Origin of the sequence: Hymenobacter monticola, assembly GCF_022811645.1 — a bacterium.
GTDB lineage: Bacteria > Bacteroidota > Bacteroidia > Cytophagales > Hymenobacteraceae > Hymenobacter > Hymenobacter monticola.
On the sequence record NZ_CP094534.1, the window covers coordinates 3,637,517 to 3,656,595 of the forward strand.

Annotated in this window: 11 protein-coding genes; all 11 read left to right on the plus strand. The window is 62.3% G+C overall.

Translation table 11 applies throughout. The features are described from left to right. Nucleotides 1-170 precede the first annotated feature (170 nt). The 11 genes from MTP16_RS15055 (at nucleotide 171) to MTP16_RS15105 (ending at nucleotide 19,071) form a co-directional block, all read left to right on the plus strand. Nucleotides 171-2,099, plus strand: coding sequence for a glycoside hydrolase family 97 protein (locus MTP16_RS15055; protein WP_243511101.1), 1,929 nt, complete (start codon nucleotides 171-173; stop codon nucleotides 2,097-2,099). A gap of 80 nt (nucleotides 2,100-2,179) precedes the next feature. After that, complete coding sequence (locus MTP16_RS15060; protein WP_380286621.1) at nucleotides 2,180-4,120, plus strand: alpha/beta hydrolase-fold protein; 1,941 nt, start codon at nucleotides 2,180-2,182, stop codon at nucleotides 4,118-4,120. Nucleotides 4,121-4,158: 38 nt separating this feature from the next. Beyond that, entirely contained in the window at nucleotides 4,159-5,127 is a 969-nt protein-coding gene (locus MTP16_RS15065; protein WP_243511103.1) for a glycoside hydrolase family 43 protein, read from the plus strand. Between the two features lie 66 nt (nucleotides 5,128-5,193). After that, nucleotides 5,194-6,348 (plus strand): glycoside hydrolase family 43 protein, encoded by a 1,155-nt coding sequence (locus MTP16_RS15070; RefSeq protein WP_243511105.1) that lies wholly within the window; start codon nucleotides 5,194-5,196, stop codon nucleotides 6,346-6,348. Between the two features lie 78 nt (nucleotides 6,349-6,426). After that, entirely contained in the window at nucleotides 6,427-9,264 is a 2,838-nt protein-coding gene (locus MTP16_RS15075) for a glycosyl hydrolase 115 family protein (protein ID WP_243511107.1), read from the plus strand. A 136-nt stretch (nucleotides 9,265-9,400) separates the two neighbouring features. Next, entirely contained in the window at nucleotides 9,401-10,714 is a 1,314-nt protein-coding gene (locus tag MTP16_RS15080) for a glycoside hydrolase family 43 protein (protein WP_243511110.1), read from the plus strand. 105 nt (nucleotides 10,715-10,819) lie between these two features. Beyond that, complete coding sequence (locus MTP16_RS15085; RefSeq protein WP_243511113.1) at nucleotides 10,820-12,904, plus strand: alpha-glucuronidase; 2,085 nt, start codon at nucleotides 10,820-10,822, stop codon at nucleotides 12,902-12,904. 66 nt (nucleotides 12,905-12,970) lie between these two features. Further along, nucleotides 12,971-14,635, plus strand: a complete 1,665-nt coding sequence (locus tag MTP16_RS15090) for a glycoside hydrolase family 43 protein (RefSeq protein ID WP_243511116.1) — start codon at nucleotides 12,971-12,973, stop codon at nucleotides 14,633-14,635. Nucleotides 14,636-14,662: 27 nt separating this feature from the next. Then, nucleotides 14,663-15,970 (plus strand): glycosyl hydrolase family 8, encoded by a 1,308-nt coding sequence (locus tag MTP16_RS15095; RefSeq protein WP_243511121.1) that lies wholly within the window; start codon nucleotides 14,663-14,665, stop codon nucleotides 15,968-15,970. A gap of 15 nt (nucleotides 15,971-15,985) precedes the next feature. Next, complete coding sequence (locus MTP16_RS15100; RefSeq protein ID WP_243511124.1) at nucleotides 15,986-17,554, plus strand: glycoside hydrolase family 43 protein; 1,569 nt, start codon at nucleotides 15,986-15,988, stop codon at nucleotides 17,552-17,554. 170 nt (nucleotides 17,555-17,724) lie between these two features. Further along, nucleotides 17,725-19,071, plus strand: coding sequence for a family 43 glycosylhydrolase (locus MTP16_RS15105; protein ID WP_243511127.1), 1,347 nt, complete (start codon nucleotides 17,725-17,727; stop codon nucleotides 19,069-19,071). Nucleotides 19,072-19,079 lie beyond the last annotated feature (8 nt).

The following is a 19,079-nucleotide window of genomic DNA, read 5'->3' on the forward strand; positions in this document are numbered from 1 at the left end:
TAGCGGCAGCGCGTGTTGCAGCCGGCACTTCCAAGCTGTTTGAGAAGTGGAAAAGTCTGTCATCCTGAGCGGAGCGAAGGACCTTATCACGGTTGAACAATGGCTACGCAGCCGTGAAAAGGTCCTTCGCTCCGCTCAGGATGACAATCAAGCAAAAACCTATAATTCCCATGCGCTTCTCTTTCCTTTTTTGCTCGCTGATGCTGGCCGCTACCTTTTCTCACGCCGCCGGGCCCGTTGTGGTCGGCAGCCCCGACGGGGCCGTGCAGGTGAGCGTGGACGTGGACGGCCAGGGCCGGCCCACCTACGCCGTGCGCTACCGCGCCGCCGAGCTGCTGCGCCCCTCGCGCCTGGGCCTGCAGCTGGCCAGCGCCGACCTCTCGCAGGGCCTCAAGCTGGCCAGCGCCGATAAGGTGACCACCGTGGCCGACGACTACCAGCTGGCCACCGACAAGCGTGCGAACTGCCACTACCGAGCCAACCGCCGCGTGGTGCACTTTGCGGGTAGGGCAGGGGCCCCCACACTGAGCGTGGTGTTTCAGGTGTCGAACGACGGGGTGGCGTTTCAGTACCTCATCGAAGGCAAAAGTGCCGAGGTGCAGCGCATCACGGCGGAGCAAACCAGTTTCCACCTGCCGGCCGACGCCAAGGGCTGGCTGCACCCGCACGCCAAAGCCCAGACTGGCTTTGCCAACACCCAGCCTTCGTACGAGGAAAATTACCAGCGCGGCATCGCGGCGGGCACGCCGTCCACCATCGGGCAGGGGTGGTCGTTTCCAGCCTTGTTTGAGGCTGGGGGCCGTTGGGTGCTGCTGACGGAGGCGGGCATGGGCCGCAGCTACTGCGGCAGCCACCTGGCCCACGAGTCGCCCGATGCCAACTACACGGTGGCCTTTCCGCAGGCGCCGGAGCGGACCATGCCGGACGCGCCCCTGCTGCCCGAAAGCCGCCTGCCCTGGCGCTCGCCCTGGCGCGTGGTGGTGGTGGGCAACTCGCTGGCCCCCATCGTGGAATCGACGCTGACTACTGACTTGAGCGCGCCCGCCACCACGCCCGTGAACCTGGACGCGCCTGGCAAGTCGTCGTGGTCGTGGGTGCTGATGGGCGACAAGAACACGACTTATGACGTGCAGCGCCGCTTCATCGACTACTCGGCCGCCATGGGCTGGCGCTACTGCCTGGTGGATGCGCTCTGGGACACACAAATCGGCTACGAGAAGACGGCCGAGCTGGCGCAGTACGCCCGCACCAAAAACGTGGGCCTGCTGGTGTGGTACAACTCCAACGGCAGCTGGAACCAGGCCCCCCAGACGCCCACCAAGGTGCTGTTCGACGCCGACAGCCGGCGCAAGGAATTTGCCCGCATCAAGCAGATGGGCGTGGCCGGCGTGAAAATCGACTTTTTCGGCGGCGACGGGCAGTCGTTCATGAACTACTACCAGGACCTCATGACCGACGCCGCCCAGGCCGGCCTGCTGGTGAATTTCCACGGCGCCACCCTGCCGCGCGGCTGGAACCGCACCTACCCCAACCTGATGACCATGGAAGCGGTGAAGGGCTTCGAGTTCCTGACCTTCGACCAGCGCAACACCGACCAGGAAGCCACCCACTGCGCCACGCTGCCCTTCACCCGCAACGCCGTGGGCCCCATGGACTTCACCCCCATGGCGTTTTCGGAGATTCGCGGCAAGGAACGCCGCACGTCCAACGCTTTTGAGTTGGCGCTGGCGGTGCTGTTTCAGTCGGGCATTCAGCACTACGCCGAAGTGCCTGAGGGCATGGCTGCGCAGCCCGCCTACGTGCAGGACTTCGTGAAAAAGCTGCCGCCGCGCTGGGCCGATGTCCGGTTTGTGGCGGGCTTTCCGGGCGATTACGCGGTGCTGGCCCGACAGGCGCCCAGCGGCAAGTGGTATCTGGCCGGCATCAACGCTACCGACGCACCCAAAACCCTACAGCTCGACCTCAGCAAGCTCAATCTGGCCGGCGGTACTCTCATCACCGACGGCGCCACCAACCGCAGCTTCAGCACCCGGGCGGCGGGCGGCAAAACACTGAGCCTGAAGCTGCCGGCCCGCGGCGGCTTCGTGGTGCAGCCCTAGTGCCGGACGCCTTCACTACCCAACACTTCATCATTCGCCGCCGCGCATGAGGCCGGCAGTCACATTCTGCTAATCAGCCGATGAACATACCCGTCACCATTCGAAACGCATCCACGCTTTTGCTGACCTTCGCCTTGGCAAGCAGCGCCTTCGCCCAAAAACCGATGATGGAAGCGCCGAAGGGCTTCGACCAGCCCGTTGCGGGCATCGCGGCCGGCCGGATTGACAGCATCAGCTACACCTCAAAAACGGTGGGCACGGTGCGCAAGGCGCTGGTGTACACGCCGCCGGGCTACTCCAAAAAGAAAAAGTACCCGGTGCTCTACCTGCTGCACGGCATCGGCGGCGATGAAAAGGAGTGGCTGAAAGGTGGTCGGCCGCAGGTGATTCTGGATAATCTGTATGCCGCCGGCAAGCTGAAGCCCATGCTGGTGGTGATGCCCAACGGCCGGGCTATGACAGACGAACGCGCCGTAGGCAATATCTACGGCCCGGACAAAGTGGCCGCGTTTGCTAACTTCGAAAAAGACCTGCTTACCGACCTCATTCCTTACATCGAAAAGCACTACCCGGCCCTCACCACCCGTGAGAATCGGGCCCTGGCCGGGCTGTCGATGGGCGGGGGGCAGTCGCTGAACTTTGGGCTGGGCAACCTGGACAAGTTTGCCTGGGTGGGTGGCTTCTCTTCGGCCCCGAACACCAGGCAGCCCGAGCAACTGGTGCCCGACCCGGCCAAAGCCAAAAAGCTGCTGAAGCTGCTCTGGATTTCGTGCGGCGACCAGGACGGCCTGCTGCCCGTCAGCCAGCGCACCCACGACTACCTCTACCAAAACAACGTGCCGCACGTGTACTACCTGGAGCCGGGCGGGCACGACTTCAAGGTCTGGAAAAACGGCCTGTACATGTTTTCGCAGCAGCTATTTAAGCCCGTGGACGTGGCAGCACTGCCCACCTACACCGTGCTGGGCGCGCCGGCCGCCACCAACGTGCGTAACGCCAAGTACCCGCAGATTTTGCCCGACAACCGGGCCGTGTTTCGCCTGAAGGCGCCCGGTCTGCAGAAGGCCCAGCTGGACCTGGGCCGGAAATACGATATGGTGAAGGACAGCGCCGGCACCTGGACCGTGACCACCGACACCCTGAGCCGCGGCCTGCACTACTACTCGCTCATTCTCGATGGCCTGCCCATCGCCGACCCCGCGAGCGACACCTTCTACGGCATGGGGCGCATGGCCAGCGGCATCGAGATTCCCGGCCGTGGCACCAGCTTCTACGCCCTGCGCGACGTGCCCCACGGCGAGGTGCGCGAGCGGCGGTTCTACTCCAAAGTCACGAATTCGTGGCGGCGGTTTTTTGTGTACACCCCGCCGGGCTACGACGCCGACCCCGCCGCCAAGTACCCGGTGCTGTACCTGCTGCACGGCGGCGGCGAAGACGAAACCGGCTGGGCCAAGCAGGGCAAAACCGACCTGATTCTGGACAACCTCCTTGCCGACAAAAAGGCCAAGCCCATGCTCGTGGTGATGCTCGACGGCAACATGGGCGGGCCCGGCGGCCTGGCCGGCTTCGGCGAGCCGACGCTGAAACGCTTCGAAGACGAGTTGAAGCAAACCGTGCTGCCGATGGTGGAAACCAACTACCGCGTAGCCCCCGGCGCCTCGAACCGGGCCTTGGCGGGCCTCTCGATGGGCGGCCTGCAAACGCTCTATGCGGGCATGAAGAACACCGATATGTTCCAGTACCTGGGGGTGTTCAGCTCCGGCTTTTTTGCCAATAACACGGCCTTGTCGGACCCGCAGTATGCCTTTATGAAAGCCAACGCCGGCACCATCAACACCAACCTCAAGCAGCTGTGGCTCTCGATGGGCGGGCCCGAAGACATTGCCTACGCCAACAACAAGACGATGCGGGCCAAAATGGACGAGCTGGGCATCAAATACGTGTACAGCGAATACCCCGGCGGCCACACCTGGCCCGTGTGGCGGCACGATTTGTACCTGTTTGCCCAGAGGCTGTTTTAGGTCGCCCGCACTGACTCTTCCTAACCCTATCCCACCTGATGAAAAACATCTTACTCGTCGCCCTGCTGGCCCTGGGTTCCTTGCTGCCTGCGCAAGCGCAAAACCCCATCATCCGCGACGTATTTACGGCCGACCCGGCGCCGCTGGTGTACCACGACACGCTGTTTCTGTACACCGGCCACGACACGGCCTCGGTGAGCGAAACCAACTACAAGATGCCCGACTGGCGCGTGTACTCCACCACCGATATGAAGCACTGGAAGGACTACGGCACGCGCCTTTCGGTGAAAAGCTTCGCCTGGGCTACCGGCGATGCCTACGCGGCGCAGTGCGTGTACCGCAATGGCAAGTTTTACTGGTTTGTGGCCACGTTTCAGCGCAACGCTGACCCGAATAACAAGGTCGGCAACCGGGGCGCGGCCATTGGCGTGGCGGTGTCGGACCGGCCCACCGGGCCCTTCAAGGATGCCATCGGCAAGCCGCTGATTTCAAATGACATGACCCTGGACCAGAAGCACGGCTGGGACGACATCGACCCGACGGTGTTCATCGACGACGACAAGCAGGCCTACCTGTACTGGGGCAACGGCAGCTGCCGCTGGGTGAAGCTCAAGGACAACATGACCGAGCTGGCCAGCCCCATCACCGTCTTCAAACCCAAAAACTACATCGAAGGTCCTTGGGTGTACAAGCGCAAGAAGCTCTACTACCTGGTGTACGCCAGCGCCGGCACCAAGCCCGAAATGATTGAGTACTGCACGGCCCCCACCGCCACCGGGCCGTGGACCTACCAGGGCATCATCCAGGGCAACGTGCCCAACAGCGGCACCACGCACCCCGGCATCGTCGACTACAAGGGCAAAAGCTACTTCTTCTACCACAACGGCAGCTTGCCTAACGGCGGCAATTTCCGCCGCTCCGTGTGCGTGGACTACATGTACTACAACCCGGACGGCACCATCAAGCCCATCGTGCAAACGACGCAGGGCGTCGCGCCGGTGAAGTAAGCCCATCATCTCCAGCGCTAATCCTTTATAGGAATACTAGCAAGCTCATCCATCCTCATGCTGTTGTTGCGTTTCCTGCTTCTCAAGCCATACGTGGCGCTGGCGGCCCTTTGGGTGAGCCTAGCGGCTTGCTCGCAAGCCAAAAAAACGGCCGCTTCGGTCGATGCGGCGGGGGGGAGGCACACGTTCCGCTATACCAACCCCATCACGCGCGATACGGCCATTTCCATGCGCGACCATTTCATCATCAAGGTGGGGCGGCAGTGGTTTGCCACGGGCACTTCGATGCCGGTGTGGTCGGGACCCAACCCCGGGGTGCGCCTGCTGGTGTCGGATGACCTGATTCACTGGCGGCAGCATTCGTGGCTGATTGACGGCAAGAAGCTGCCCGCCAGCTGCCCTTACAACGGCCGGTTCTGGGCCCCGGAAATTCACTACATCCAGAAGAAGTACTGGCTCACCGTCAACAGCGGCCAGGTAACGGCCGAGGACCCCAAGGGCATGAAGACCCACAGCGTCTGGCTGTTTTCCAGCGACAAGGTCACCGGTCCCTACAAGCTGGTGAACGGGCCGCTGACGCCGCACTACAACAACGACGCGACCCTGTTTGAAGACGAGGATGGCCAGACCTACCTGTATTGCAGCGGCAACGGGCTGTGGCAAGCCAAAATCGACCTGCCCACGGGCAAGCTGGTGGGCGAGATAAAGCAATTTCGCGGCGCCAAGGACGCCAACAACCCCGGCTGGATGGTGGGCGGCATCGAAGGGCCTTTCGTGTTGAAGCGCGACGGTACCTACTTCATGTTCTTCTCAACCTGGACGCGGGGCTACGAGGTGGGGCTGCTGCGCTCGAAAAGCCCCCTAGGCCCCTGGGAATTGGCTGCCCCCGAGCCCATCTTCGGCACCCGCAAGCGGGAGTACCGCGCCGAAATGGCCCGCAACGGGGGGCTACAGCCACCTGCAGTTCACCGATACTCCCGACCCCTACCAGGAAACCGGCCACAACGCCATTTTCGAAGGGCCCGACGGGCAATTGTGGAGCTCCTGCCACTACTTCTTCGACCAGCGCCTTCCGTCGCTGGCCGACTGGCAGAAAGTACCCCAGTTGGGCATCGAGCCCCTGCACTTCCGCAACGGCATTTTCGCAATCGACGGCCCCACCTCGACCGAACAAACCGTGCGCCACTAAGGCAGGTCAGCATGTCCGCCGGCCTGGCCTAGCCGGCGCTTACTCCTTTAACACCCTCCAACCCCGTTATGCTGCGTTTCAGAAAATTGCTACCAAGCCTTTTGCTGCTTGTGCTGTGGAGCGGAACGGCGTGGGCGCAGTCCTACCTCGCGTTTGACGACAAGCCCGCCGGGCTGGTGCTGGCCGCCGATGGCAACGCCATTCCGCTGCTGGTGAGCCCGGAAGACCATAAAGGCGTGCTGCGGGCCGCTACCGACTTGCAGCATGATTTCCAGCTGGCCACGGGCACCCAGCCGAAGCTACTGCAGCAGCGCAAGCAACTGAAGGCTAAGGAAATACTCATCATCGGCACCATCGGCAAGAGTCAACTCATCGACCAGTTGGCGCGCCGCAAGAAGCTGGACGTGAGCCAGGTGCAGGGCAAATGGGAGGCCTCGGTGACGCAGACCATCGACAAGCCGTTTCCGGGCGTGGCGCGGGCGCTGGTGATTGCCGGCAGCGACAAGCGCGGCACCATCTACGGCATTTATGAGCTGTCGAAGCAGTTGGGCGTGTCGCCCTGGTACTGGTGGGCCGACGTGCCGGTGGTACGCCACGCCACGGTGGCCGTGCGGCCGGGCACCTATCTCATCCACGAGCCGGCGGTGAAGTATCGCGGCATCTTCATCAACGACGAGGCGCCCGCTTTTTCGGGCTGGGCCAAGGCCAAGTTTGGCGGGGCCAACCACCAGACCTACGAGCACATGTTCGAGCTGATTTTGCGCCTGCGCGGCAATTACCTGTGGCCGGCCATGTGGGGCAACGCCTTCAACGACGACGACAAGCTCAACCCCGTGAAGGCCGATGAGTACGGTGTGGTGATGGGCACCTCGCACCACGAGCCCATGGTCCGCTCGCAAAAAGAGTGGGAGCGGTACGGCAAAGGCCCCTGGAACTACGAAACCAACCCGGTCGAACTGCAGAAATTCTGGCGGCAGGGCATCGAAAACATGGGCGCCAAGGAAAGCATTATAACCATGGGCATGCGCGGCGACGGTGACGTGCCTATGTCGGCCGGTACCAACATCAAGCTGCTGGAGAGTATCGTGCGCGACCAGCGCACCATCCTGGCTGACGTAACCAAGCGGCCCGTCGAGACCATTCCGCAGCTCTGGGCCCTCTACACCGAGGTGCAGCAGTACTACGACCAGGGTATGCGCGTGCCCGATGATGTGACCCTGCTACTCTGCGATGACAACTACGGCAACATCCGGCGCCTGCCCAAGCCCACCGCCCCCAAGCGCAGCGGCGGCTACGGTCTCTACTACCACTTCGATTTCAACGGCGGCCCTTGGAGCTACAAGTGGATTAATTCCAGTCAATTAACTAAGGTGTGGGAGCAGCTGCACCAGGCCTACGCGCACGGCGTAGACCGCATCTGGATTATGAACGTGGGCGACCTCAAGCCGCTGGAAGTACCCATCAGCTTCTACTTCGAGTATGCCTGGGACCCTAGCCGGTTGCCTGCCGAGCAGCTGCCCGCGTATACCCGGCAATGGGCTGGCCAGCAGTTTGGCCCGGCGCTCGCCCAGCCGATTGGCGACCTACTCACCACCTACAGCAACTACAGCGGCATCCGCAAGCCCGACCTGCTGTCGACCAACACTTTCAGCCTCATCAATTACCAGGAGTTTGAGCAGCTGACCGCCCGCTACCACGCCCTGCGCGACCGGGCGCTGCAAGTGCAAGCTCAGGTGCCCGCGCCCAGCCAGGATGCCTACTTTGAGGTAGTGCAGCACCCCATTCAGGCCCTCACCAACCTGCTCGACCTGCATCTGGCCCTGGCCAAAAACAAATGGTACGCCGCCCAGGGCCGTGCCGCCGCCAACAGCCAGGCCGCCGAGGTAAGACGGTTTTACGTGCAGGATTCGCTGCTCTCGTACTACTATAACCACACGCTGGCTGGCGGCAAATGGGAGCATATGATGGACCAGCCCCACGTGTTTTACCGCGGTTGGCGCGGCCCCGACCGCGAGATGATGCCAGCTACCCTAGGCGTGACCCCGGCCCCCGCCCCCGAAATGGCCGTGTCAGTGGAAGGCAGCACCGTCTGGTGGCCCCAAGCCAAGGAAGCCGCCGTGCTGCCGGAGCTGAACGCCTGGCAGCGCCAGCCGCACTACCTGGAGGTGTTTAACCGCGGCCAGGGCTCCTTCGCCTACACCGCCACCAGCACGGTGCCGTGGCTGAAAATCGACCAGCCGAGCGGCACCGTCGCGGAGCAGGAGCGCCTGTGGCTGAGCGTAGACTGGGCCGTCGCGCCGGCCGGCCAGCGCCGGGTGCCCGTCACGCTCAGCGGGCCCGGCGGCCAGCGCGTGGTGGTGCAGGTGCCCATCGACAACCGCCAGCCGCAGGCGGCGCTGCCGGGCAAGGGCCATGTGGAAGGTAATGGCTACGTGTCCATCAGCGGCCCGCACTACAGCCGGGCCGTGCAGGCGGGCGCCACGTCGTGGCAGGTGCTGGAGAATTACGGACGCACCTCCACGGGCATCACCTTGGTACCGGGCACCGCGCCCCGGCAGGAAGCCACGGCCAGCGCGCCCCATCTCGAATACCAGGTGCAACTGCACCAGGCGGGCCCGGTGAAGCTGCGCGCTTACCTCACGCCCACCATCGACTTCAACAACGCCGGTGGGTTGGTGTACGCCGTGGCTTTTGATGATGAAGCTCCGCAGCTGGTCAACATCAGCGAGCATCGGCCCGGCGAGGCCTGGGTCAACGACAACGCCGAAAAGGCCATGATGGATAATATCCGCACCGGCGAATCTGCCCATCAGTTGGCGGCGCCCGGCGTGCACACCCTGAAGTTTTGGGTTATCACGCCCGGCATCGTGCTGCAAAAATTGGTGCTGGATACGGGCGGACTCAAGGACAGCTACCTGGGCCCGCCAGAGAGCTTCCGCAAGGAATAAGGCGCGGCCTTTTTCGTCTTATGAACAGCAGTCAAACTCTTGACAACCTGTGCATTGAAAAGAATTAGGCCAGCAGATAAGTAGTAATAGACTAAGTAGAAAAGCGCATGACTCCCTCTTTGCTACATCGGACAATATGAAAACAGCCTTCTATTTCTTACTTCTCTCCTTCCTGGTCTCGGCCGCCTTGGTCGGCCAGGCCCAGAATCCCATCATCCAAACCAAGTTCACGGCCGACCCGGCGCCGATGGTGTACCGGGACACTGTGTTTCTGTACACCAGCCACGACGAGGACGATGCCACTGGTTTTAAGATGTACAACTGGCTGCTGTATACCTCCACCGATATGGTGAATTGGACCGACCACGGCCAGGTCGCCTCCACCAAAAGCTTTAGCTGGTCGCCGCAGAATGGTGCGTGGGCGCCGCAGTGCATCGCGCGCAACGGCAAGTTTTACCTGTATTGCCCCATCCACGTCAAGGGCATCGGCGTGCTGGTATCGGATAGCCCCTACGGCCCTTTTACCGACCCGCTAGGGAAGCCACTGATTCAGAATAGTATGGACGATATTGACCCGACCGTCTACATCGACGACGATGGCCAGGCTTACCTGTATTGGGGCAATCCGAACCTGTACTACGTCAAGCTGAACGAGGATATGATTTCCTATTCAGGCAACATTGTCAAATCGCCTACCAAGCCGAAGGATTACCAGGAGGGCCCGTGGTTTTACAAGCGCAAAGACAAGTACTACGTGGCGTATGCCTCGACCTGCTGCCCCGAGGGCATCGGCTACAGCATGAGCAGCAGCCCCACGGGCCCCTGGAACTACACCGGCACGCTCATGGACCACAATCCTAAGTCCAACGGCAATCACCCGGGCATCATCGACTACAAGGGCAATTCCTACCTGTTTGGCTTCAACTACGCCATTTCCAAAGCCCTGTCGCCGACGCACACCGAGCGGCGCTCCGTGTGCGTGGCCAAGCTGACCTACAATCCTGATGGTACCATTCAGCAGCTGCCGTTTTGGTCGGAAGAGGGCGTAGAGCGCGTGGCAACCTTGAACCCCTATAAGCGCACTGAGGCGGAAACCATTGCCTTGAGCCAGGGCCTGAAAACCAGCAAAGGCCCTAACGGCGTGTACGTAACGAGCATAGACAACGGCGATTACATCAAAGTCAAAGGCGTTGATTTTGAGAAGGGAACCAAGGAGTTCACGGCTTCGGTAGCCAGTGCTTCTGCCAATTCAGCCATTGAAATACACCTGGACAGCCCCACGGGAGATTTGCTGGGGACCTTGAAAGTGAAGAACACCGGTACGCTGGGAAGCTGGATGGTGCAGTCGTGCAAAGTCAGCCGGAAGAGTGGTATCCACGACGTGTACTTTGTCTTCAAAGGGGCCGGTAACAACACGCTCCGATTCGACTGGTGGCAGTTTACTCAATAGATAAGCTAGTTACTACGTCAGCAAAGTAGGGTAGTATCTAAAATCGAGGTCATGCTGAGCCTATCAGCAAGTCCTAATACACGCCTGCCTATACAATCCCACCCGATGAAAAAATTACTTCTTAGCATCTGCTTGCTCGGCACCGTGGCGAGGCTGCGCGCCGAAGATGGCCACCAGCTCTGGCTGCGTCCGCACGCCACGACGCCCGTGACGGTGGTGGCGCCCATTACCCCCTCTGCCGTGCTCGCCACGGCCAAGCGCGAGCTACAGCAAAATTGGCAAGGCAAGGCCGGGGCCACCGTGACGCTGACGCTCAAAAAGGATAAAGCCATTAAGTACGATGGGTTTCGGCTGAGTGCGCAGGGCGTGCAGGCCAGTACCGAGCGGGGCCTGCTGTACGGGGCGTTTGAGCTGCTACGGCGGCAGCAAACCGGCCAGCCGGTAGCCGATGAGGTTTCCAACCCTTCGTATGAGCTGCGCCTGCTCAACCACTGGGACAACCCCGACGGGTCGGTGGAGCGCGGCTACGCCGGCAATTCCATCTTCTGGCGCAAAGACAGTGCCCTGGTAGTGACGAAGCGTGACCAGAAACTGTGGCAGGAATACGCTCGCGCCAACGCTTCTATTGGCATTAATAGCAGCGTGCTCAACAACGTGAATGCCTCGCCCATGATACTCTCGCCCGAGTATTTGGGCCGCGTGAAAGCCATTGCCGATGTGCTGCGGCCGTACGGCGTAAAGACGTATCTCTCCATCAAGTTTTCCTCGCCGGTGCTGCTGGGCGGCCTCAAAACCGCTGACCCGCTCGACCCGGCCGTGGCAAAGTGGTGGCGCGGCAAGGTGAAGGAAATCTACCAGCAGGTGCCCGATTTTGGCGGCTTTCTGGTGAAGGCCAGCAGCGAAGGACAGCCCGGCCCCCAGGACTACGGCCGCACCCACGCCGATGGTGCCAACCTGCTGGCCGACATCCTCAAGCCATACGGTGGGCTGGTGATGTGGCGCGCCTTCGTGTACAGTCCCAACGACAAGGACCGCGCCAAGCAGGCCTACAACGAGTTCGTGCCGCTGGACGGCAAATTCCACGACAACGTTATTATTCAAGTGAAGAACGGGCCGGTGGATTTTCAGCCGCGCGAGCCGTTCAGCCCGCTGTTCGGGGCTTTGAAAAAGACGGCTGTGATGCCCGAGTTTCAAATCACGCAGGAATACCTCGGCCACGAAATTGACCTGGCCTACCTAGCGCCCATGTGGGAGGAGTGTTTGCAAAGCGACACCTACCAGACCGGGCCCGGCAGCACGGTGGCCCGTTGCACCAACGGCAGCGTGTACCGCCAGGCGCACTCGGCCATGGCCGGCGTGTCCAACGTGGGCCTCGACACCAACTGGACCGGCCACGACTTCGCCCAGGCCAATTGGTACGCCTTTGGCCGCCTGGCCTGGAACAGCAGCGCCAAAAGCGCCCAAATAGCCGAAGAGTGGCTGAAGCTCACTTTCCATGACGCGGCTGGCACGGCTACCCAGCCGGCCGCTGCCGACTGGAATACCGGATTTTTGGCTCCCGTGGCGCAGCTGATGCTGGCCAGCCGCGAGGCCATCGTGAACTACTCGATGCCGCTGGGCTTGCACCACATTATGTCGGCTACCCACGGGCACTACGGCCCTGGCCCGTGGTGGGCACCGCCCGGCATGCGCGCCGACTGGACGCCGCCCTATTACCACCAAGCTGCTGCCAACGGCGTGGGCTTCGACCGCACTAAAACCGGCAGCGACGCCGTGAGCCAGTACCACGAGCCACTGGCTTCGCAGCTCAACGACCCCACCACCTGCCCCGACGAGTACCTGCTGTGGTTCCACCACCTGCCCTGGGATTTTAAGATGAAAAGCGGCCGCACCCTGTGGGATGAGCTGGCCCTGCACTACGACCACGGCGTGCAGCAAGTGCAGCAGTTTCAGCGCACCTGGGACCAGGCCCGGCCCTACGTGGATGCCGAGCGGTTTGCCGTGGTGCAAAACAAGCTGCGCGCCCAGAGCGGCAACGCCGTGATGTGGAAGGACGCCTGCCTGCTATACTTCCAGCAGTTCAGCCGCCTGCCCATTCCGGCCGCCGTGGAGCCGCCCATGCACACCCTGGAGGCCCTCATTACCTACGACACGCCGCCCCGGCCGCCGCGCCCAGCCCGTCAGCCCTAGCCGCTTCGCTTGCTTCAATGGCCACACTGGCAGGTCGCCTGTTTCCCCTTTCTCCTCTTCGGACTTATGCCTAAATTTCTTTTCGGTGCAGCCCTGCTTGCGGCAGTTGCGCTAGCCGCTCCGGCCCTGCGTAGCTACGGCCAGACCAACCCCAAGCCGGGCGAAAACCCCATCCTGCGCGACGTTTTCACGGCCGACCCGGCCCCGCTGGTGTACAAGGATAGGGTGTACTTGTACGTGGGCCACGACGAGGCCAAGGAAGGGCAGATGTTCAACATGAATGACTGGCGCTGCTATTCGTCTTCCGATATGAAGACCTGGACCGCGCACGGCTCCATCATGAACGTGCGCGACTTCAAGTGGGCCACGAAGGATGCCTGGGCCTCGCAGGTGGTGGCTCGCAACGGCAAATTCTATTTCTACGCAGCGGTGCAGGAGGGCGCGCCGGCCAATGCCAAGGCCATCGGGGTAGCCGTATCCGACAGCCCTACCGGCCCGTTCGTGGATGCCCGCGGCTCGGCCCTGGTTTCGGATAAAACCACGCCCGGCCCCAACGGCTGGGACGACATCGACCCGACAGTCTTCGTGGATGATGACGGCACGGCTTGGCTGGCCTGGGGCAACCCCAACTGCTACCTGGCCAAGCTCAAGCCCAACATGACTGAGCTGGACGGCCCCGTCCAGCGCATCGAGGTGCCCAACTACACCGAAGGCCCGTGGCTGCACAAGCGCGGCAACACCTACTACCTCACCTACGCGGCCTTTGCGCATCAGGGCATGTGGGAGAAGCTCTGCTACGCCACCGCTCCGCGCGTGACGGGCCCCTGGACTTATCAGGGCATTCTCACCGAGCAGGCTAAAAACAGCTACACCATTCACCCCGGCATCGTCGAGTTCCGGAAGCAGTGGTACCTGTTCTACCACAACGCCACGCTCACGCTGCCCACCGGCGAAAGCGGCGCGCTGGGCCGGCGTAGCGTGTGCGCCGAGTACCTCTACTACAACCCGGACGGCACCATTCAACCCATTGCCCACACGGTGGCCGGCCTGAGTGTGCCGCCCCGCCAGGGCGCCCAGCCGGCTCCGCCCAAACGCCCGCCAAGCGCCCCGAAACCGGCCCCGTTGTTGCCGGCCAGCCTGGGCGTCACCCTCACCGAAAACACCCAGCCCCGGCCCGGGCAGTGGCCCGGTAGCCCCGTTTTCAGCACTATGCCCAACCCGGCCACGCTGGCGCTGGATAATCTGAGCTTCAACCACAAGCAGGGAGTTTCCAGCCTTGGCCAGACGTTTGAAGTGCCAACCGATTGCCGCCTGACGCGCCTCGACTTGTTCGGCGGCGACGGTTTCGGTACTGATGCCAGGCAGCCCGTAGCCCTGGCCCTCTACGACCTGGGCCCGGCCGCTGGCCTTGCCGCCGATGCGCCTACCTATTCGACCAGCAACAACTTGCTAGGTTCGGCCAATGGATTGAACATCAGCTACACACCCCAGGCGGCCGGGATTCTGCAGTTTGACTTTGCCACTGCCAACCAAGTAGTGCTGAAGGCCGGGCACCGCTACGCGCTGGAGCTGCAGGGCGTGGCGAAGTCGGCGCCGCTGTTTTGGCGGGTGAGCCGGCAGGACACCTACGCCGGCGGCAGCGCCTACCAAAACCGCCAGCCCGTGCTGCTGAACGACAAGCGTGGCTACGACTTTGCCCTGGCCGTGTACGGGGCACCGCTCAAGAAATAAGCCCATTCCTGCAACGAAAACAGTTTTATGAACAACCGTTCTGCTTTTGTGCGCCGCAGCAAACGGGCTGGCCTGTTGGCCGTTGGCCTGCTCTGCTTGGGGCTGGGTCCCTGCTTCGGGCAGCGCCGGGCCGCGCCCCAGAAGCCTGCACCTAAAGCGGCCTTTTACACCAATGCCTACCCGAACCTGCTGCGGGAGGCGGGCTACGGCCAGGCCGACATCGACCGTAAAGTCGCCCAGGCCTACCACGACGTGTTTGAGGGGCCGAACAAGGTGTACTTCGCGGTGGGCGACTCCCTGGCCTACGTGTCGGACGTGAAGAACGAGGATGCCCGCACCGAAGGTCTTTCCTACGGCATGATGGTGGCCGTGCAACTCAACAAAAAGGAGGTGTTTGACCGGCTGTGGCGCTGGTCGAAGAGGTACCTGCAGCACCAGAGTGGCCCCCTGGAGGGCTACTTTGCCTGGAGCTTCAACCCGGCCACCATGAAGCGCAACGCGGAAGGGCCAGCCTCGGACGGCGAGCTATACTTCGTGACCAGCCTGCTGTTTGCCGCCAACCGCTGGGGCAACGCCACGGGCATTAACTACTACCAAGAAGCCCGCCGCATCCTGGATGCTTCCTGGAAAAAGAACGGCACGGGAGGCGTGTACAACCTCCTCAACACCAAGGCCAAGCAGATAAGCTTCGTGCCGGTGGGCGACATGTACAACTGGACCGACCCCTCGTACCACGTGCCGGCTTTTCTGGAGGTGTGGGCCGAATACGCCCGCGACGGCCACGAACCGTTTTACCGGGCCTGCGCCGACACGGCACGCGCATTTTTGCACCGCGCCTGCGCGGCGCCCACCGGCCTCAACTACGACTACACCGAATTCAGCGGGCAGCCCCGGGCCACCAAGTGGGCCCCGCCGGCCTTTCGCTACGACTCCTGGCGCGTGCCCATGAACCTTGCCATGGATTACGTGTGGTTTGGCAAAGACCGGCGCTGGCAGCAGCAGTACGCGCAACGCTTCCAGGGCTTTCTGCGCAGCAAGGGCGTCAACACGTTTGAAGACCAGTTCAACGTGGACGGCTCGCGGCCCGATTTCATCCTGCCGGCCGGCAAAGTGAAGAAGCTGCGCCACTCGCTGGGTTTGGTGGCCACGTCGGCCACGGCTACCCTCATGCAGCCCACCCCGCCGCAGCTGGATTTCGTGCACGCCCTCTGGAATGCCAAGCTGACGCCCTACGACGACGGCTACTTCGACCCCTACTACGATGGGCTGCTCTACCTCTTCAGCCTCATGCACCTGAGCGGCAAGTACCAGGTGATTAAGCCCCAAACGCATTAAACGCGCAGACCTTTAATGAAAAACTACTTATTGCTGCTAGTCGGGCTCACGCTGTGGGGGCCAGCGGCACACGCCCAGGCCCCGCTTGCCCACAACCCCGTGGTGTATGCCGACGTGCCGGATTTGTCCATCATTCGGGTGGGCAAAACCTACTACATGAGCAGCACCACCATGCATATGAGCCCCGGCGTGCCCATCATGAAATCGACTGATTTGGTGAACTGGAAGCTGGTGAGCTACGCCTACGACACCTTGACCAACGTCGACGCCATGACGCTGGCCAACGGCAAGAGCACCTACGGGCGGGGCTCCTGGGCCAGCAGCCTGCGCTACCACCAGGGCACCTACTACGTGAGCACATTCGCCCAAACCTCGGGCCGTACGCACGTCTATTCCACCAAAAACATCGAAAAAGGCCCCTGGAAAGCCGTTTCCTTCCGGCCCAGCATGCACGACCACTCGCTGTTTTTCGACGATGATGGCCGCGTATACATGCTTTTCGGCGCGGGCAAAATCCAACTGGCCGAGCTCACGGCCGATGTATCGGCGCTGAAGCCGGGCACCAGTTCGCAGGTTATCATCGAGAATGCCAGCGCCCCCGCCGGCCCCAACCTCGGCCTGCCGGCGGAAGGCTCGCAGCTGTTCAAAGTCAACGGCAAGTACTACCTCTTCAACATCACGTGGCCAAAGGGCGGCATGCGCACCGTGGTGGTGCACCGGGCCGATAAGATTACCGGCCCCTACGAAGGCCGCGTGGCCCTGCAGGACCTGGGTGTGGCCCAGGGCGGCCTCATCGACACGCCCGACGGCCGGTGGTATTCCTACTTATTCCGCGATTACGGCGCCGTGGGCCGCATCCCGTACCTGGTGCCGGTGCAGTGGGAGGGGGGCTGGCCGGTGCTGGGCAGCCCCGCCGGCAAAGTCCCCGAAATGCTGCCGCTGCCCGCCAACAAAAGCCTGATTCCGGGCGTCGTGGCTTCCGACGAATTCACGCGCCGCAAGGGCGAGCCGGCCCTGCCGCTGGTGTGGCAGTGGAACCACAACCCCGACAATCAGCGGTGGTCCGTGACCAAGCGCCCCGGCTATTTGCGCCTCACCACCGGCCGGGTCGATACGTCCTTCGTAATGGCCCGCAACACCCTCACGCAGCGCACCATCGGGCCGGTGTGCGCCGGCACCACGGCCCTAGACGTGGCACACCTGCAAGCCGGCGATTTTGCTGGACTGGGGGTGTTGCAGCGGCGTTACGGCCTAGTGGGCGTGCAGGCCAGCAAAGGCGGCAAAGCCATTGTGATGGTCAGCGCCGAGTCGGAGAAGCCAGTGGAGCTGCAGCGCCTGCCGCTAACGCAGGACAAGGTGTATTTCAAAATCGAGTGCGATTTCCGGGACCGTAAGGACGTGGCCACCTTCTTCTACAGCCTCGATGGCAAAGCCTGGCAGCCCGTGGGCAAACCGCTCAAAATGGCCTACACGCTGCCGCACTTCATGGGCTATCGGTTTGCCCTCTTCAACTATGCCACCCAGGCGGCGGGCGGCTACGCCGATTTCGACTACTTCCGCATCACTGATAAGCTGACCAAGTAACCGTTGAGGCGGGGCGCTTCACGGAACTCCTTTGGGGCCGGCCGTTCTCCCCAAAGGAGAGGGGTGCCAGTTGACAAATTGCCCCTAAAGCTACTCGTCTCCCCCTCTCCTTTGGGAGAGGGGGCCGGGGGGTGAGGCCCCATGCCAGAACGAATATATGTGCCCAACCTATGATAAAGAACCTTAAACCTTGGCTACTAGCAGCACTTATCCTCGCTAGTCTTCACCAGGCACACGCCCAAAACCCCTTCATCACCAACCAGTTCACCGCCGACCCCACGGCCCGCGTGTTCGGCGACCGGATATACGTGTACCCCTCGCACGATATCCGGGCCACGCCCGGTCATGGGCGGGCCGGCTGGTTTGTGATGGAGGACTACCACGTGTTTTCCTCGGCCAACCTCACCGACTGGACCGACCACGGCGTGATTGTAACCCAAAACAAGGTGCCCTGGGTGAAGCCCGACAGCTACAGCATGTGGGCGCCCGATTGCATCCAGCGCAACGGCAAGTACTACTTCTACTTCCCCTCCGCGCCCCGCGATACGGCCATCAGCAAGGGCTTCACCATTGGCGTGGCCGTGGCCGACAAACCCACGGGCCCATTCGTGCCGCAGCCGCTGCCTATCAAGGGCGTGCGCGGCATCGACCCCAACGTCTTCATCGACAAGAACGGCCAGGCCTACCTCTACTGGTCGCAAGGCAACATCTACGGGGCCAAGCTGAAGGAGAACATGCTTGAGCTGGCCGAAGAGCCCAAAACCCTGGGCGAGTTGCCCACCAAAGGTCTAAAGGAGGGGCCGTATTTGTTTGAGCGCAAGGGGATTTACTACCTCACGTATCCGCACGTCGCAAACAAGACCGAGCGCCTCGAATATGCCACCAGCACCAGCCCGCTGGGGCCGTTCACGGTGAAGGGCGTCATTATGGACGAGTCGCCAACGGGCTGTTGGACCAACCACCACTCCCTGCTGCAGCTCAAAAACCAGTGGTACTTGTTCTACCACCACAACGACCTGTCGCCGAAATTCGACAAGAACCGTTCGGTTCGCATCGATAGCCTGTCCTTCGCCGCCGATGGCTCCATTCGGAAGGTGACGCCCACCCTGCGCGGCGTGGGCCTGACCGATGCCCGCCAGAAAATCCAGCTCGACCGCTACAGCCGCCTGAGCCAGCAGGGTGCCGCCATCGCCTTTCTCGACACGGCCAACACCTTCCAGGGCTGGAAAACCGTCTTCACCGATGCCAAGGGCTGGGTGCAGTACAATGGCGTCGCGTTTGGCTCGCAAAAGGTGAAAGCCGTGACGCTCCGGGGCGCATCGGCCGCCGGCGCCACCCTGCAAATCCGGTTGGACAACGCGGCAGGGCCCGTGGTGGCCGAAGTGTCCGTGCCCAAAGGCAGCGCCTGGCAGGAAGTGAAAGCGCCGGTCGGCGCTATCCGGCCCGGCCCGCACACGCTATTCGTGGCGCCCAAGTCCGGAGCGGCTGTGGAAGTGGACTGGGTACGCTTCGAGTAGGGGCGGGG

Bases quoted from the DNA above. Each gene is read 5' to 3' on its own strand.
- MTP16_RS15100 (WP_243511124.1), top strand. From the start codon at position 15,986: ATGAAAAACTACTTATTGCTGCTAGTCGGGCTCACGCTGTGGGGGCCA.
- MTP16_RS15055 (WP_243511101.1), top strand. From the start codon at position 171: ATGCGCTTCTCTTTCCTTTTTTGCTCGCTGATGCTGGCCGCTACCTTT.
- MTP16_RS15060 (WP_380286621.1), top strand. From the start codon at position 2,180: ATGAACATACCCGTCACCATTCGAAACGCATCCACGCTTTTGCTGACC.
- MTP16_RS15095 (WP_243511121.1), top strand. From the start codon at position 14,663: ATGAACAACCGTTCTGCTTTTGTGCGCCGCAGCAAACGGGCTGGCCTG.
- MTP16_RS15105 (WP_243511127.1), top strand. From the start codon at position 17,725: ATGATAAAGAACCTTAAACCTTGGCTACTAGCAGCACTTATCCTCGCT.
- MTP16_RS15090 (WP_243511116.1), top strand. From the start codon at position 12,971: ATGCCTAAATTTCTTTTCGGTGCAGCCCTGCTTGCGGCAGTTGCGCTA.
- MTP16_RS15065 (WP_243511103.1), top strand. From the start codon at position 4,159: ATGAAAAACATCTTACTCGTCGCCCTGCTGGCCCTGGGTTCCTTGCTG.
- MTP16_RS15080 (WP_243511110.1), top strand. From the start codon at position 9,401: ATGAAAACAGCCTTCTATTTCTTACTTCTCTCCTTCCTGGTCTCGGCC.
- MTP16_RS15085 (WP_243511113.1), top strand. From the start codon at position 10,820: ATGAAAAAATTACTTCTTAGCATCTGCTTGCTCGGCACCGTGGCGAGG.